We start from the raw sequence: 14548 nt of genomic DNA, 5'->3' as shown, positions 1-14548 counted from the left end.
GAAATGAATCACAAGATCATTTGTTTGATAAGTAATTTATAGGTGTGCTGCCTAGTTAAGCAAATGGACAAGGGTTGTAATGTGAACGGTCTGCATCTCCAAAACCGATTGAAACTGGGGCTTTCGAGCGGCGATGCCAGTTATGGCCCTTACATCTCTGTCAGAGTGTTAATCGCGGCGTTATGTGTCTCTCTCACAATGGGCGAAGGCGACGCTACGAAACCAGGCGATGCTGGCCATACTCTTGGTGTGGCCGGAGCGATGGTTGTAGCGGCTAGCGAAACGGTCGTACAGTTAAACGAAATGGAATTAACTCCCAGATTCAAAGAGGGAGATCCTATAACACTTCAATCAGGCCATACCGTTCAGCTTTACATCACGCAACAGGCGCAATGGACCCCTGAGGGGTTTATTTACGGTAGCGTGTTAGGCGCCGACATCGAAATCTCTGCCCCCGACGGGACCTGCTGTATTGCAGATCCGTCGACAAGGAGCGAACAGATCCCTATCCCAACGACCGCACGAGACGCCTCATCTGTTACTAGGGCAGCGGAAGGTGTCCTTGACCGAATAAGGGAGCAAGAGGAGGCCGCTGAGCGCCGCAGGAGTGATCAATCTGGCACTCTGTCAGGACTCGCTGCCGCCATGCGACGCATGGAAGAAGCCGCGCAAGTCACGGAAGATACCAACGATGACACGTTTGACGACTATGATGGGCCTGGAGAGATACTTGGACCTGATTGCTCGCTTGTCGAAAATTCGTCTATTTGCTGAACCGATTAATCAATATGCGGTATCAACCTCATTCAGCTGCCTTAAGCCAACACCACCACACTGCGTGCGAACTGACAGGTGAAGCGGGAAGAAATAGCCGTTCCATTTAATTAGGGGTTACGCATAATCCTACAAGGAAGGTCTTAGAGTGAAATCAGTGAAGTCGTTACTTTCCGGAAAGGTAGCTGCACGTCACGCTGCGAACATCGAAAGATGCAAGAGGAGGTCTTTTGATAGTTAGCGTTAGGTTGGAAAGACCCTGCAACTAAAACTAACCTTCGCTCTGCTACGAAATCTAGACCAAGAGAAGAAGCGGCATGAATCACCAGACACCAAAAGAAACGGGTAACGTCAGCGGGCGCACAACGGCTTATTTAAGACGTGCCAGAGTGGGAGCGAGAATCACTATCGTCGGTCTATGCATCACTCTCACAATGGGAGAGAATGCGACTGAATACGTAGAGGAGAATTTTCCGACAGTAACTTGGCTCTCGCGAGGTTTGGATGCGGCTGAAGATGTAAATAGCACTGTTGACGATATTGGTGATGATGTGGATGCGATTGACTGCTCTATTTCCGAGAATTTTGGGCTTCCGGAGTGCTACTAATATGAAGATCGGTTCTACTCATGTATCCCTTCTTGTTTTCGCTTCTTTGGTTGCGATGATAGGAGAAGCCGTTTCAGCTCAGGAGAGCCGGATCGTCCCGCTTTTCGGACTTTACCACAGCGATAACGCCTTTGGCGGCACCTCCGCCGATCGGATATTCCGCGGCGGCATCGAGGTGGACACGCCCGACGAGCTTCGCGCGACCTCTGACACCGTGCTCAGCGCCGGTGCAATCTGGCTGAATGCGATCCGGACCGACCTGGGCGGTATGCCGTTTACGCTGTCTCCGTTCGTTCGTCATCGGAGCTTCCTTGAAAGCGGGGAACATTCGACTGCTTTCGGCGCGGCCCTGTCCTTCCGGTTTCACGACGGTCCGAACGATCGGCTCGATCTGCGGGCGACCGTCGCGCGTTTTGATGCCAGCTGGGCTTCCGACGCCGTGGACGACGTATCGCTCCGTCTTGGCTATCGGCGTACCATTGAGAGCGGCGCCCGCCTGGATTTCGGGTTGACCGGTGGATGGCAGTCGCTGGTCACAAGTGGGTCGGTTTCGCGGGTCGGGTTCGATGCGGAATATCGTGACAGCTTCGGTGAGTTCGACCTGACAGCTGACGCCCGGTTCAACCTGCGCTCCTCGGATGTCTCCGGCCGGTCCGGTCATGATGTGGGCCTCGGGCTGCGGCTGGGGCGGGACATCGGTCCGGGTCAGGCCTACACCCAACTGGGGGTAGACTGGGAAGAGGACCAGAATGCCCGGTCTGGGCAACCCGCCGCGCGCAGCGAGACAAATACGCTCGCCGAAATCGGCTATGCGGTCTCGTTGGACGCGTCAGGTCTGGGGCGCTTCACCATCTACGCCCGCCAAGAGAGGTCCAACGCCAACCTCGCCATATATGACGCTACCACGAATGTTTTCGGGATGGGGCTGCGCCTGGGCTTCTGAGAGATGAAATGTTGGTGTGATGAAGGCTCTCCCTACCCAGAATGGGCGTGTGAGACGTGAGTTCCGGTAGCGCCCGAATAATGCACCGCCGTAGGCTACTATTGTTTCTGGTGACAGTCTTGGCAACCTTGGTAGGTGTCGCTTTTTCTTTGGTGTTTCGGGATCTCGAGGGCTGGCGTTATCTGTCCTTGCCCTTGCGGCAGACTCTTTTCTCCCTGACAAGAAACGATGCTATTCTGGCAGGTACATGCCGCCTAACGATCTGTTCCGTCTTTCCATCGCTTATAATGCAGGTCGCACTATCGTTTTGTGCGCTTATGGTATCACCGAACCGATCCGAAGACGTTCCGCTGCTGAGGTTCGCCTTAGGGTGTGGTGTCCTTGCCGAGATGTCGCAGTCAGTTCGATCAGTATCGACATTCGATCCGGGCGACCTGGTCTCTGTACTTCTGGTTTACGCAGTTTTTCGGGTTTCCCTTCTGAAATTCCGATAGTGCCGCATAACGCGAGAGTGTGTATGAACTGCTTCAAAGTCGGCTCGCGATGCAACTAAAAGACGACTGAGAAGACCAGGAGCCCGACAAGCTGTACCCTTGCCATTTATCCTGATTTGGACCGTGAGTTCGAAACTGAATGAAGGATCCCACATGATCATTCTTCAGCTGCCCGAACAGGCCGGGTCAGAGCCCGCCCCGCAGGAGATCGACTCGGAGGCGCGCTGCCGCGTCAGCGGCCCGGGCCTGCGGGCCTTCCTTGCTATCGCGGATCGCTACAGGATAACCACGCGGGACCGGATCGCGCTGCTCGGCGAGCCGTCGAACTCGACCTACCACGAGTGGGTCAAGAAGGCCCGCGCGGCGGTGCCCCTGTCTCTGCCGCTAGACACGCTCACCCGGATCTCGAGGACTTTGGGCATTCACAAGACGCTCGGCATCCTATTCCCGAACGAGGCGGAGGCGATGACCTGGCTCAAGGGCCCGCATCGCGGCGAGGCCTTCGGGGGCCAGGCACGCTGGAGGTGATGATCGGGGGCGGGCTCGACGGGATACTCACAGTGCGGCGCCACCTCGACGGCTGGCGCGGCGGGCTATGCGGCGGACCTGGCGAAGGGACAGATGTGGAGCCGGTGCGCCCGACAGACCTCGTCTCGACGTGACGCGCCTAGCCCATGCGCCGGTACGCGCGCACCGCCTGATCCCGTCCCGCTTCCCCCTGATCGCCGCGTTCGAGACGGTGACAGCACCCGAGGATATCGCCCCGGTCTTCGAGCTCGAAGGCTGGACCAACGACCACCTCTTGGCGCCCCGTCTCCGGCGGCTTGCGAGGTCCGACTGGGTCTACGGCCGTCCCAACGCAAGCGTCGTCATGGCCGCGTTCCTGCACGGGGCACCTCAGGGGATCCGCCACCGCCCAGGTTTTCGGTCGGTCCGTCCCGACAGGCCCGCATGACGGGATCGCCTATGAAAGCCTGCGGCAACCTGGCGGGATGAACTGGGTCTCTTTCCGGCCGACCCGGATCCTCGACGTGCCCCAGGCCCGGCATTTCCGGGTCGCCGTCCACCGCTCCGGGAAAACCCTCGTGAAGCAGCTGGGTTCGGCCTGCGTCTTTAACTTGCCCCGCGAAAGCGAAGTCACGAACCGGAACCGAACCTGAGCTTTCCCTACCGAGTTATTTTGACAGGATCACAACCGGTAGTGTGGTGAATTCGATTTTCGACATTTCCGTGCTGCGGGCCTTGCGCCCTGTGGCCCCGTTTCTTACACTCTTCTTTCACAAAGATTTCACAAGACGGCGGTTTAGAATCCTACGAGACAACAACACAGTCGTTTATTTTCAATGTGTTACGGCAGACGGGAAAAGTTAGGTCCGTTCCCTACCGCCGGAGCCAATATCGAAAAAGCCTAGCAAAGTCAGTGACTTAGCTGGGCTTTTTTCTTAGCAAGGTCATTCTCATCCCTCTGTGCCCCAAAGCGCGATTTTTACTGCGCACAAAGAGTCGGAGCCAAAGATGGGACGCATTGCTTACCGTGATGGACGCATTTATGGGAACAGGCGCGACCGGTATGGCGGCGGCTTGGGCTGGCTTCAATTTCATCGGAATCGAGCGCGACAAATCGTATTTCGAGGTTGCCAAGTTGCGGGTCGAATACGCCCTTAACAATCCAATGCCAAAGTTTCCGCTCTACGCACCGCAGCGGAGAAAAATGAAGAAGACAGAAAAGTCTTTTTCCAATCCTGCGTCGCACACGACGCCTTGGATTGAGGCAACAAAGGACTTGGGCGCGCTCGTGCCCTTGCGCCGCCCAATTCGGGTCAAGCGCGCAATCCAGAAGCTATTGGCCAGCGTATCAACGCTTTGGGGCAATGCTGTCGTCTCATTCAAGAGTGCGGTCAACAAGGGCAAAGTCTCGCGGCGTGGTAATCCCCCCATTTTTAGCGGGGTGCCTTCGTAGAACTTACGCGGCCATTTTCAGTTTCTGGGCGGGTGTGATGCCGCCGATGCCCATGTTCGGGCGGTCGTTGTTGTAAGACCCGGCAAAGATGGGGGTCCATGTCGCCGGCCGGACGCTTGCTACTCAATCTTCGTCTAGTTCAGGCCCCGGTCGACGCCATCGACTACGTGATCACCCACGAACTCTGCCATGTGGCCGAGCCTCATCACGGGGCGGCGTTCTTCGAACTTCTCGACAAGGTAATGCCCGATTGGGAGCGTAGGAAGCAGAGGCTGGAACGCGCCATGGCCTGAGAATTTCCGAACCCGGTCGCGGCAGACGCAAACACGACTGCAATCCAAGCAATTTCGACAGCTCTAATTTCCTTAATGTTTACATGAGCTTATAAGAAATTCACCAAATCGGCGCAGTCATGAGGTCCGGAGAATATCGGCCCAGAGACACCGATTACGGGCCTCCTGGCGCCGGGGCCAGTGTTCAGCCCCTCCCGCATAACCCTCGAACACAACGGAAAAATCAGGCCGCAGCCGGATCGGGAGAACGCTTTCGCGGGGGCAAGTGGCGGAGGGAATGGGCCTGGGGTCGGACCCTCTCTACCCCTTAAATCATTGTAATCATTAATAGGGTGCCGAGTTCGAAAGTCACTCGCCCCAAATGGCGCTGGGAACAAACTCGCTCACCAAGGCGGGTAGTCATTGACTACACAGTCGCTACAGGCTACATGAGGCCATGAAAGAAATCGTCTACTCGAAAACCGCCCAGAAGGCGCTTGTGCGAATGCCACGGAACTGGGCCTTGCGAATTCGAGATAAGATCAGCGCGTACGCCGACGACCCGGCTTCGCAGGCGAATAACGTCAAAGCGCTGCAGGGCATGGATGGGATGCTTCGGTTGCGGGTGGGAGATTGGCGAATTGTGATGTGCAAAGGTGTTGTCCTCGAGATCCTAGACATCAAGGCGCGCGGCAGTGCTTACAAGGAGTGAGCGAAATGAATGAAATGGTAACCATCACCAAAGACGAATACCTCCGCCTAAAAGCGATCGAGGAGGACATGGCTGATCTGAACAGCGCGGCCGACGTCTTGGCCCGGATCAAAGCTGGAACCGAGGAACTGATCCCGTCGCCTGTTGTCGACCGTTTACTGGCCGGTGATGCCCCGCTGACCGTCTGGCGCGAACACCGCGGTTTGTCTCAAGCTGAATTGGCGCGCCAGTCAGGTGTTAACCGCATCCAGATCATCGACATCGAAGCAGGTCGTAAAACTGGGTCCGCATCCACCCTCAAGAAACTGGCAACTACGCTGCAAGTCGACATGGATGACCTGTTCGAGGCGTCCGACGTATAACGTGCTAAAAAGGCGTACGACCTTCGCCAATTCAGCTCTGCCCAAGGCTGGCGCGTGCGTTGATCTTCTGGGCGGCCGCTGCAGAAGCGAACCAACCGCGCGCTGCTTCAAGCGCATCACGCACCTTTCCAGGTTGCGCTTCCAAAGCAGGCAGCATTTCCGAGGCACGATACAACCCGCCGAGAGACGGCGGGGGCATGTCTCTCTTTTGCAATGCCTGGCGCGAAACTGAAAGACGGGCGGCAACGTCCGCCAGGCTCACAAGATCTGGCTTCACTTCGCGAAGCTGGGCCCCTTCCGGCAACGCGCACAACACCTGCTTCACGGCATTAGAAATCACCACCTCGGCATCTTCACCACCACGCGTGAAGCCCAAGCCAACTAGGCCAGAGGCCCCGAGGCCAACGACGGCATCATCGCAGCCCGCCTCAAAAAGGGCGTCCATGATGGCATCCTCGTCTCCAGCGCCCTTCGGCAGCGAGACAACGATATCAAATTCGAACTCAACATCTTTAGCCATCATCATTCTCCTTCATCACGCACCCAGAGGCCTTCCGGATCAGCTCACGTGCATGGTTGCGCGGGTTTCTGGGCGTGCTCCAAACCGACATCCGGCAAAACACTCCAGATCGACATGCATTTCCCGCATTGGCCGGACACAAGACATATCCCCATGAATGTGCGCTACGCCCTTTGGCTTCCTCGACACTCCAGCCCAAGGCCTCAAGCTCTTGCAAAGCGCTTTCAATGTCCTTCGACGGGTGTTTGGTTCGAGCCACTATCTAATCCCATGCAGCGCAGCTGTCAAGCGACAACCAAATATTCTCGTGGCGAACAGGCACGTACGCACATTCTGACGACGCTAGCAATTTAGACGTTGCATCAATGATTTACAACGAGTGACTCACTGTCTGAGAGCGCAGGCGTTTCCGCTCAAACCGCCCGCAACTGGTCCGCCCCTACCGCAACCCGGGTCTGCCCACCCATGATTTCCATCAGGACCCAAACGCGTCGGTCCGGTGCGATCTTTTCCACCTCTGCCACGAAATTGGCAAAGGGCCCTTTGGTCAGAGTCACCTGATCGCCGGACTTCAGGAGCTTTGGCGGCAGCAACTTGCCTTTGGCGTCGCAGCGAAGCATCAGCTGCGAGACCAGATCCAGCGGCACCGCCGTCGGTTCTTTGCCGAAGCTCACCAGCCGCGTGATGCCGTAAGTCGAGTTGACCGTCCGCCAGAACCCGCGCGCCACATCGAAGGCCACGAAGATGTAGCCAGGAAACAGCGGCCGCATTGCGGTGACGAACTTGCCGTTCCGCTGGCGTGTCTCCTCCTCCATCGGCAGAAAGGTTTGGAAGCCCTGGCGCTTGAGGTTCTTGTCCGCGATGTTCGCGCAGTTCGGCTTCAGCTGCGCCAGAAACCAGCTTGTGCCGCGATCATGGAATGTCATCTCGGACCCTCATTAAAACTCTGTGCCCCACATATCGCTCGAACTTGAACAGATGCAAGTATGGTTTTCCGGGTGTGATGTGACATTTTGATGAAGGTGATGGAACGATCACCGCCCAGTGCATTGATATAATGTGATAATCCAGCACTATCAGCTTGATACCTTTTGCCGCCCACGCAAACGTCCGACCGACTTGACGACGGATCGGAGGCTGAGTTGGACGGGAGCGGCGAGATTACCGAGTTTCGGGCGGCGCAATATGTGCGCATGTCGACGGAGCACCAGCAGTATTCGACGCACAACCAGTCCGACAAGATCCGTGAATATGCCGACAAGCGCGGCATCGAGATCATCAAGACCTATGCCGATGACGGCAAGAGCGGCCTCTCCATTGGTGGACGCGCTGCCTTGCAGCAGTTGATCGCCGATGTGGAAAGTGGTGCCGCCGACTTCAACGTGATCCTGGTCTATGACGTCAGCCGCTGGGGCCGCTTCCAGGATGCCGACGAGAGTGCTTATTACGAATACATCTGCAAGCGCGCCGGCATCAACGTCGCCTATTGCGCCGAGCAGTTTGAAAACGATGGCTCTCCCGTCTCGACCATCGTCAAGGGCGTCAAACGCGCCATGGCCGGAGAATACAGCCGGGAACTTTCGGTCAAGGTCTTCGCTGGCCAGTGCCGCCTGATTGAGCTGGGGTTCCGTCAAGGCGGCGCGGCGGGCTTTGGCTTGCGCCGGGTGCTTGTGAACGAGCGCGGCGAGATCAAGGGCGAGCTAAAACGCGGTGAGCACAAGTCGCTACAAACCGACCGCGTCATCCTGATGCCCGGCCCCGACGAGGAAGTCGCCTGGGTCAACAAGATGTACCGCTGGCTGATCGAGGAGGATCTGTCCTTCCGCGAGATCGCCGACCGCCTGAACGAAGAAGGTGTCACCACCGATCTGGACCGGCCATGGACTTCCGGCACGGTTCGCACGGTTCTGACCAACGAGAAATACATCGGCAACAATGTCTACAACCGGTCCTCCTTCAAGCTGAAGAAACTGCATGTGGAAAACCCGCCCGACATGTGGGTTCGTAAGGAAGGCGCCTTCGAGGGGATCGTGCCGCTGGAGTTTTTCCTGACGGCGCAGGAAATCATCACGGCACGGTCCGCGCGCCTTTCTGACGAAGAACTGCTGGATCACCTGAAACGGCTCTACGCGGACGCGGGCCAGCTTTCCGGGGTGCTGATTGATCAAACGCCGGATATGCCCTCGTCATCGGCCTATCGGAACCGGTTCGGCTCGCTCGCCCGGGCCTATGAGATGATTGGCTATCGCTCGGACCGCGATCAAGAACGCATCGCGCTGAACAAGCGCCTGCGTGGGATGCATCCGGAGATCATTTCACGTACGGAGGCCACGATTGCCGAGGTTGGTGGCACGGTGGCGCGCGATCCCAAGACCGACCTGCTAACCATCAACGGTGAAATGGTCGTCAGTCTGGTGCTGGCGCGCTGCCAACCGCAAGGCGATGGACGGCTGCGCTGGCGGATCCGGTTTGACCCGACGCGCTATCAGGCCGACGTGACACTGGCCGTGCGGCTCGACCCCGACAATCGCGAGGAGCTTGATTACTACCTGCTGCCTTGGCTCGACCTCCCCCGGCAGGAAATCCGTCTTTGCAACCGCACCAGCATCGCTTTCGAGGCCTTCCGCTTCGAGGACCTCGGCTTTTTCTACGGCATGGCCGAGCGGGTCGGCATTCGCAGGAAGTGGGGATGAGGGTCGGGATGATGGAAATCCAAGAAAGTACAAAACATGAACAATCGCATCGAAGAAGGAAACCACGCCCATGATGACTGACACACCCGAGAGCGTTACGCTCGTCCCCATCGACCGGATCGAGGTCCTGAATTCCCGGGACCGCAACATGAAGGTCTTCGAGGAGATCGTTGAAAACATCCGCTCCATCGGCCTGAAAAAGCCGATCACCGTGACAGAGCGCGAAGGCGCCGATGGGGCGCCCGCCTATTTGCTGGTCTGCGGCGAAGGGCGCTTGAATGCTTTTCGGCTGCTTGGCGAAAGCCACATCCCGGCGCTGGTAGTAAACGTGACGGATGAAGACGCCTTCATCATGTCGCTGGCCGAAAACATCGCCCGGCGGGGCCATCGCCCGCTGGAGATTCTGGCCGACATCGAACTCCTGCTCGCGCGGGATTACAGCATCGACGACATCATCACCCGCACGGGACTGTCCGAGAAATACGTCCGGGACATCGTCTTTCTGCTGGAAAAGGGCGAGGAACGCCTGATTGAAGCAGTGCAGAACGGGACCATTCCGCTGACCACCGCCCTCGAGATCGCGCGCGCCAAGCATGACGATGAAAACCTCGGCGACATGCTGGAAGAGGCCTACAAGACCGGCCAACTCAAGGGGCACCAGATCACGGATGCCAAGCGGCTTATCGAAAAGCGCCGCGAAAAGGGTCCGAAAACCAGCGGCGATCGCCCGAAGCTGCCGAACTCAGCGCATTCGCTGGTTAAGACCTACCAGCGCGAGGTCGCCCGCCAACACAAGCTGATGCTGAAAGCCGACCACGCGCATCAGCAGCTGCTCTTGGTGGTCCAAGGGCTGAAACGCCTTTTTGCCGATGAGCACTTCGTGACGCTCCTGCGCGCCGAAGGCCTCGACAGCCTGCCGAAATACCTCGCCGACCGCATTGAAACCGCCTGCCCCCCGAAAGGAACATCCCATGAATGACCTCAGTACTGTGAAGCCGATCTACCCCGGAGCCTTTCCCCAGCCCGACAGTGATGAGAACGACGCGCCCTATCCCACGGCGCCGTTGAACCTGACCCTCGGCTTTGACCTTGAGACCTTCCAGATCCCACTCGAAGAACTGATGCCTTCGAAAAAGGTGCCAGACGGCGTGATGACCACGCGCAAGTTCAAACAGATCGTGTCCTCGATCCGAGAAATAGGATTGATCGAGCCGCTCTCGGTGATCAAGCCGGATCCGGAGGCGGCGGGGTTTCTGCTGCTCGACGGCAATTTGCGCGTGCTGGCCCTGAAGGAGCTCGGTCAGGACACCGCGCCCTGCCTGATCGCCAAGGATTTTGAAACCTACACCTACAACCACCGGATCAATCGCCTCTCAACCGTGCAGGAGCATTACATGCTGCGGCGTGCGATTGATAAGGGCGTCAGCAAGGAGCGGCTTGCGCGCGCCTTCAACGTGAACCTTTCGACCATCAACAGTCGGATCAACCTGCTGCACGGGATCTGCCCCAAGGCGGTGGAACTCCTGCAGGACCACCAGTTCACCCCGGATGTGACCCGGCACCTGCGCAAGATGAAGGCCGCCCGGCAGATCGAGGCGGTCGAGTTGATGATCGCGGCGAACACGATCACTGCCGCCCATGCGGACGCCCTCCTGAAGGCTACGCCGCCGGAACAGCGCACCGACTACAAGCCGCCGCGGCCGGAACAGCCCAAGGGGGATCCGCTGGAACAGATCGTCAAGCTCGAGCGCGAGATGAGCCAGGTGCAGGAAAAGTACAAGCATGCCGAGGAGAACTACGGGTCGGAGCTGCTGAACCTGGTTGTCGCCAAGGGCTACCTGAAAAAGCTGATGGAGAACGAAGCAGTCAGGTCCTACGTGGCGCGGCATGCGTCCGAAATCTTCGAGCAGTTCGAACTGGTGCTGAACACGGTCAGCATGGAGGAAGCAGTGGAACAGGCCGAGCAGGAGGATGGGTCGAGCGCTACCACATCGACAGCACACGCCCAATTGGCGAAAGACGATATTGACGCGGTGTCGGCCCCTGGAATCGATGGCCAAATCGGGTGACGGGATCGGCCCGCAGTCAGATTGCGGAATATCTACCAAATTGAGTTATCTATGACCGACATAGGGACGAGCCTCTTGGGTCAGCTGCCACACCTCGCTCGGTGCCGGCAAACAACGGCGGCCATGAACCAGCCTTGTGCTGGCGGGGTCGTTCAGTTATGAACTTGTCACATAAGCAGGCTATCTATTGGAGGCGCAGTTGAAGGCCCGCCTATTCCCTCAGTGTAAGTGAGGTCACGCTCTGGTTGGGCCTGCACCTGCAGGTTGGTGGCTACGTCATGTTCCGAAGTGACGAAAACCTCTGAAATTCTGAAATTCCCTATTGTTTGCGCATGCAGCATTTGCTATCGCTCGAGACTGAGCGATGCGGAATCTATTTTCAACATCACCTTTGCATCCAACAAGGCGCCCCGCGGGCAGGCCTTGTGCGGTAGCCTGAGAAAATCCCAAAATGACCAGCAAGCGCACCAAGCTGCAGGAGGACACGCATTTTCGCGTGCTTCGCCTCCTGCAAGAAAACCCTGAGATGTCCCAGCGGGAACTGGCGGAGGCAGTTGGGGTCAGTGTCGGCGGGATCCACTACGTGCTGAACGCCCTGATCGATAAAGGGCTGGTGAAATTGGGGAATTTCACCGCCGCAGAAGACAAACGCCGATATGCCTACATTTTAACGCCGAAAGGTATTGCGCGGAAGGCAGCGCTGACGCGAGCGTTTTTGGTTCGAAAGATGAAAGAGTACGAGGCGCTCAGGGAAGAGATCAACGCATTAAGCTGTGAGTTAGCAGCTACAGAAGCAACAAATAAGCGAAATTAGCCTCCTTAGAAGCCACCTTGGAACGTGACGGCTTATCCGCTCTCACATCTGACCCTTTAACTCAAAGTGCCAATTCTGCGCCGAAAACTGGGCATAGCAAGTTGACTATCAATCCTACAAAGAGCTTGGCCTGGCCTTTCGCAGAGAAAATACTGCGCTTGTTTCTTGGCACGGCTCTTACATTGCTGATTGCGCGCGAAATTGGCCCGACGGAATTCGGCACGTTCAGCACCGTTTTTGCCGGCTACATGCTTTTCGGCGCGTTGGCAGGGTTGGGCCTCAAAGACGTTGTTATTGATGAAATTGCCAGCGCAAGAACAGCTCCCCATATGGTCTTGAGCACAGCGTCGGCCATGGTATTTACTGCGAGCCTGGTCCTGTCCTTCGCATTTGTCGTCCTGATCAAATTGATCTACCCGGGTTACGGAACAGAGTTCTGGGTTGCGTTCATCCTGTCAGCAATACTGCTATTGAAGGGCTTGGAGGTTCTGCTTTGGGGGCTTGAGGCACATGTCGAACTTCAATCCATCGCTCTTTCCCAACAGATATCGATCATTGCGAGCGCGATCGGCAAGATTGCCATTCTGCTGATTGGTGCCACGGTTATTTCTTTTGCAGCGGTCACCGCCCTTGAATACCTTGTCCTTTTCGCGGCTGCGGTGGTGTTTGCATCCAAACATGGTCTTGTACTGTCAAAAGGGGCGTTTCGCATTGAATACGCGGTCGCCCTGCTCAAACGCTCTTGGCCACTAGCCGCCTCTTCGCTCGCCGTGGTCGGTTATTTCTATGTAGACCAGATTGTCATCGCCGTGCTTATGGACGTCGAGTCAGTGGGTATCTACGCCGCCGCATCGAGGATCAGTCAGCAACTCTATATCCTTCCAACCGTGCTTGTCGCCGCCTACTACCCGCGGCTGACACATATTCACGCCCAATCGCCAGAAACTTTTGATGAAGGGTTCAAAGACCTTTCTGTCGTGCTGGTTACCCTCTCTATCATCCTGTGGGGTGTGATCCTGTTGCTGAGCGATCCTTTGTTGGAGCTTATCCTTGGAAGTCATTTCGACGAAACGGCGACCATCCTCAAGCTGCACGCGCTTGGATTGATCTTTGTGTCATTGAATATAATCAGCGGTCGGTGGTACGTGATGCAGGGTCTTCAAAATCTGACACTCGTACGGCAACTTCTGACGGCTTGTTTGAACGTTTTGCTGAACTTTATCCTAATTCCGTTTTTCGGCCTTGATGGGGCTGTCTATGCCACGCTCGTGTCACTTCTGTTTTTGGCGTTCGGGTTCGATCTCTTGAGTGTGAGAACTCGGAAACTGTCCGCTCTCAAATCGGATATCATCTGCAGGCTATTCAGCTTCCATGCGGTCAAATCAAGCTTTGCAAGTCTGCAAACACTGTAGCGCGATTGCTTTTGAGAAAGAAGAGGAAGTTGATATTGTCTACTACGGTATTTAAAAAGGTAAAGGACCGAGCGGCTCTCGCGATGTCAAAACACATTCTACGCAAGCGTGTCTCGGAATCAGTCTTTTACGCCCATGGTATCGAAAATCTAGGTGACTCTATGGTGCCTTGGCTCATTCAAAACGCCGCGCATGCTGATTTGCCCTATAGCAATCCGTTGGCAGCATCTGGCCCTCACCTTCTTACAATCGGATCAATCCTGCAATACGCCACTTCGGATTGCTACATCTGGGGGAGCGGCTTTATCCAAAGTGATAGCAAACCGAAAGGACGGCCCAAACAAGTTGCCGCAGTTCGGGGGCCGCTGTCACAGGAGCGCTGTCAGGCTCTGGGTATTGAGGCACCATTGGTTTTCGGTGACCCGGCGCTCCTCACTTCGCGGTTCATCGTGAAAAAGCATGCACCTATTGCAGGTCGAATTGGCCTGGTTCCACATTTTGTTGATTGGGATACCCTCAACAATCCAGAACTCGGCCTGCAACAAAGCTACCACTTCATAGATATCAGAACTTCCGACATTGAAAACTTTGCTGATGAAATAACTAAGTGCGAATACGTCGTCTCAACATCGCTGCATGGTGTGATACTTTCCGAAGCTTTTGGTGTGCCCGCAGTCTGGTGTGAAGTGTCGGATAATGTGGTCGGCAAAGGGTTTAAATTTCATGACTATTTCTCCGGAACAGGCCGTCAAGCACATGCTGCAGAGTTTCGGGACCTCGCTAATTCAAACGTGGCAAAATTCATTTGCCGGCCCATCAGTAATCTAACTGAGATACAGGATTCGCTCCTATCGGTCTTTCCAACACGCTTCAAAGAAAAAACAACGTGAAAGAGAAGTGCAGGGCCCAAGTTTA

General features: G+C 56.4%; 16 protein-coding genes. 14 read left to right on the top strand and 2 right to left on the bottom strand.

Annotation, left to right across the window (positions count from 1 at the left end; genetic code table 11):
- Positions 1-81 precede the first annotated feature (81 nt).
- The 8 genes from P1U48_RS02450 to P1U48_RS02415 all read left to right on the top strand — a co-directional run bounded on the left by P1U48_RS02450 (position 82) and on the right by P1U48_RS02415 (position 6125).
- Positions 82-774 carry a hypothetical protein gene (locus P1U48_RS02450; protein WP_301066846.1) on the top strand — a complete coding sequence of 231 codons (693 nt, stop codon included), beginning with the start codon at positions 82-84 and terminating at the stop codon, positions 772-774.
- 317 nt (positions 775-1091) lie between these two features.
- Positions 1092-1382, top strand: coding sequence for a hypothetical protein (locus P1U48_RS02445; RefSeq protein WP_301066843.1), 291 nt, complete (start codon positions 1092-1094; stop codon positions 1380-1382).
- Position 1383: 1 nt separating this feature from the next.
- Positions 1384-2325, top strand: a complete 942-nt coding sequence (locus P1U48_RS02440; protein WP_301066841.1) for a hypothetical protein — start codon at positions 1384-1386, stop codon at positions 2323-2325.
- Positions 2326-2972: 647 nt separating this feature from the next.
- Positions 2973-3347, top strand: a complete 375-nt coding sequence (locus P1U48_RS02435; protein ID WP_301066839.1) for a hypothetical protein — start codon at positions 2973-2975, stop codon at positions 3345-3347.
- A gap of 1009 nt (positions 3348-4356) precedes the next feature.
- Complete coding sequence (locus P1U48_RS02430) at positions 4357-4779, top strand: DNA methyltransferase (protein ID WP_301066838.1); 423 nt, start codon at positions 4357-4359, stop codon at positions 4777-4779.
- Positions 4780-4895: 116 nt separating this feature from the next.
- Positions 4896-5072: a M48 family metallopeptidase gene (locus tag P1U48_RS02425; protein WP_301066835.1), complete on the top strand. Its 177-nt coding sequence runs from the start codon at positions 4896-4898 to the stop codon at positions 5070-5072.
- A 436-nt stretch (positions 5073-5508) separates the two neighbouring features.
- Positions 5509-5763: a type II toxin-antitoxin system RelE/ParE family toxin gene (locus tag P1U48_RS02420; protein ID WP_301066834.1), complete on the top strand. Its 255-nt coding sequence runs from the start codon at positions 5509-5511 to the stop codon at positions 5761-5763.
- 5 nt (positions 5764-5768) lie between these two features.
- Positions 5769-6125 (top strand): helix-turn-helix transcriptional regulator, encoded by a 357-nt coding sequence (locus P1U48_RS02415; protein ID WP_301066833.1) that lies wholly within the window; start codon positions 5769-5771, stop codon positions 6123-6125.
- Between the two features lie 31 nt (positions 6126-6156).
- Here the strand turns inward: P1U48_RS02415 and P1U48_RS02410 are convergent, their stop codons facing one another.
- Both P1U48_RS02410 and P1U48_RS02405 read right to left on the bottom strand, forming a co-directional pair.
- Positions 6157-6645 (bottom strand): hypothetical protein, encoded by a 489-nt coding sequence (locus tag P1U48_RS02410; protein ID WP_301066830.1) that lies wholly within the window; start codon positions 6643-6645, stop codon positions 6157-6159.
- Between the two features lie 413 nt (positions 6646-7058).
- Positions 7059-7571, bottom strand: a complete 513-nt coding sequence (locus P1U48_RS02405) for a transcription termination/antitermination protein NusG (RefSeq protein ID WP_301066828.1) — start codon at positions 7569-7571, stop codon at positions 7059-7061.
- Positions 7572-7787: 216 nt separating this feature from the next.
- Between P1U48_RS02405 and P1U48_RS02400 the strand changes: the two genes are divergently transcribed.
- From P1U48_RS02400 to P1U48_RS02375, 6 genes are all read left to right on the top strand, one after another.
- Complete coding sequence (locus P1U48_RS02400; RefSeq protein ID WP_301066825.1) at positions 7788-9338, top strand: recombinase family protein; 1551 nt, start codon at positions 7788-7790, stop codon at positions 9336-9338.
- Positions 9339-9408: 70 nt separating this feature from the next.
- Complete coding sequence (locus tag P1U48_RS02395; protein WP_301066823.1) at positions 9409-10317, top strand: ParB N-terminal domain-containing protein; 909 nt, start codon at positions 9409-9411, stop codon at positions 10315-10317.
- On the top strand, positions 10310-11407 hold the full coding sequence (locus P1U48_RS02390; protein WP_301066821.1) for a plasmid partitioning protein RepB C-terminal domain-containing protein: 1098 nt from the start codon (positions 10310-10312) through the stop codon (positions 11405-11407). The genes P1U48_RS02395 and P1U48_RS02390 overlap by 8 nt, the downstream gene beginning before the upstream one ends.
- Before the next feature lie 451 nt (positions 11408-11858).
- Positions 11859-12221, top strand: coding sequence for a MarR family EPS-associated transcriptional regulator (locus P1U48_RS02385; protein ID WP_301066818.1), 363 nt, complete (start codon positions 11859-11861; stop codon positions 12219-12221).
- A gap of 17 nt (positions 12222-12238) precedes the next feature.
- Complete coding sequence (locus P1U48_RS02380) at positions 12239-13633, top strand: flippase (RefSeq protein WP_301066816.1); 1395 nt, start codon at positions 12239-12241, stop codon at positions 13631-13633.
- Between the two features lie 35 nt (positions 13634-13668).
- Positions 13669-14523 (top strand): polysaccharide pyruvyl transferase family protein, encoded by an 855-nt coding sequence (locus tag P1U48_RS02375; RefSeq protein WP_301066813.1) that lies wholly within the window; start codon positions 13669-13671, stop codon positions 14521-14523.
- Positions 14524-14548: the final 25 nt, after the last annotated feature.

It is taken from the genome of Pseudooceanicola sp., from assembly GCF_029213205.1.
In the GTDB taxonomy this organism is placed as follows: Bacteria; Pseudomonadota; Alphaproteobacteria; order Rhodobacterales; family Rhodobacteraceae; genus Pseudooceanicola.
The sequence above is the reverse complement of the archived record's forward strand: the minus strand, read 5'-3'. Positions and strand labels throughout refer to the sequence as shown.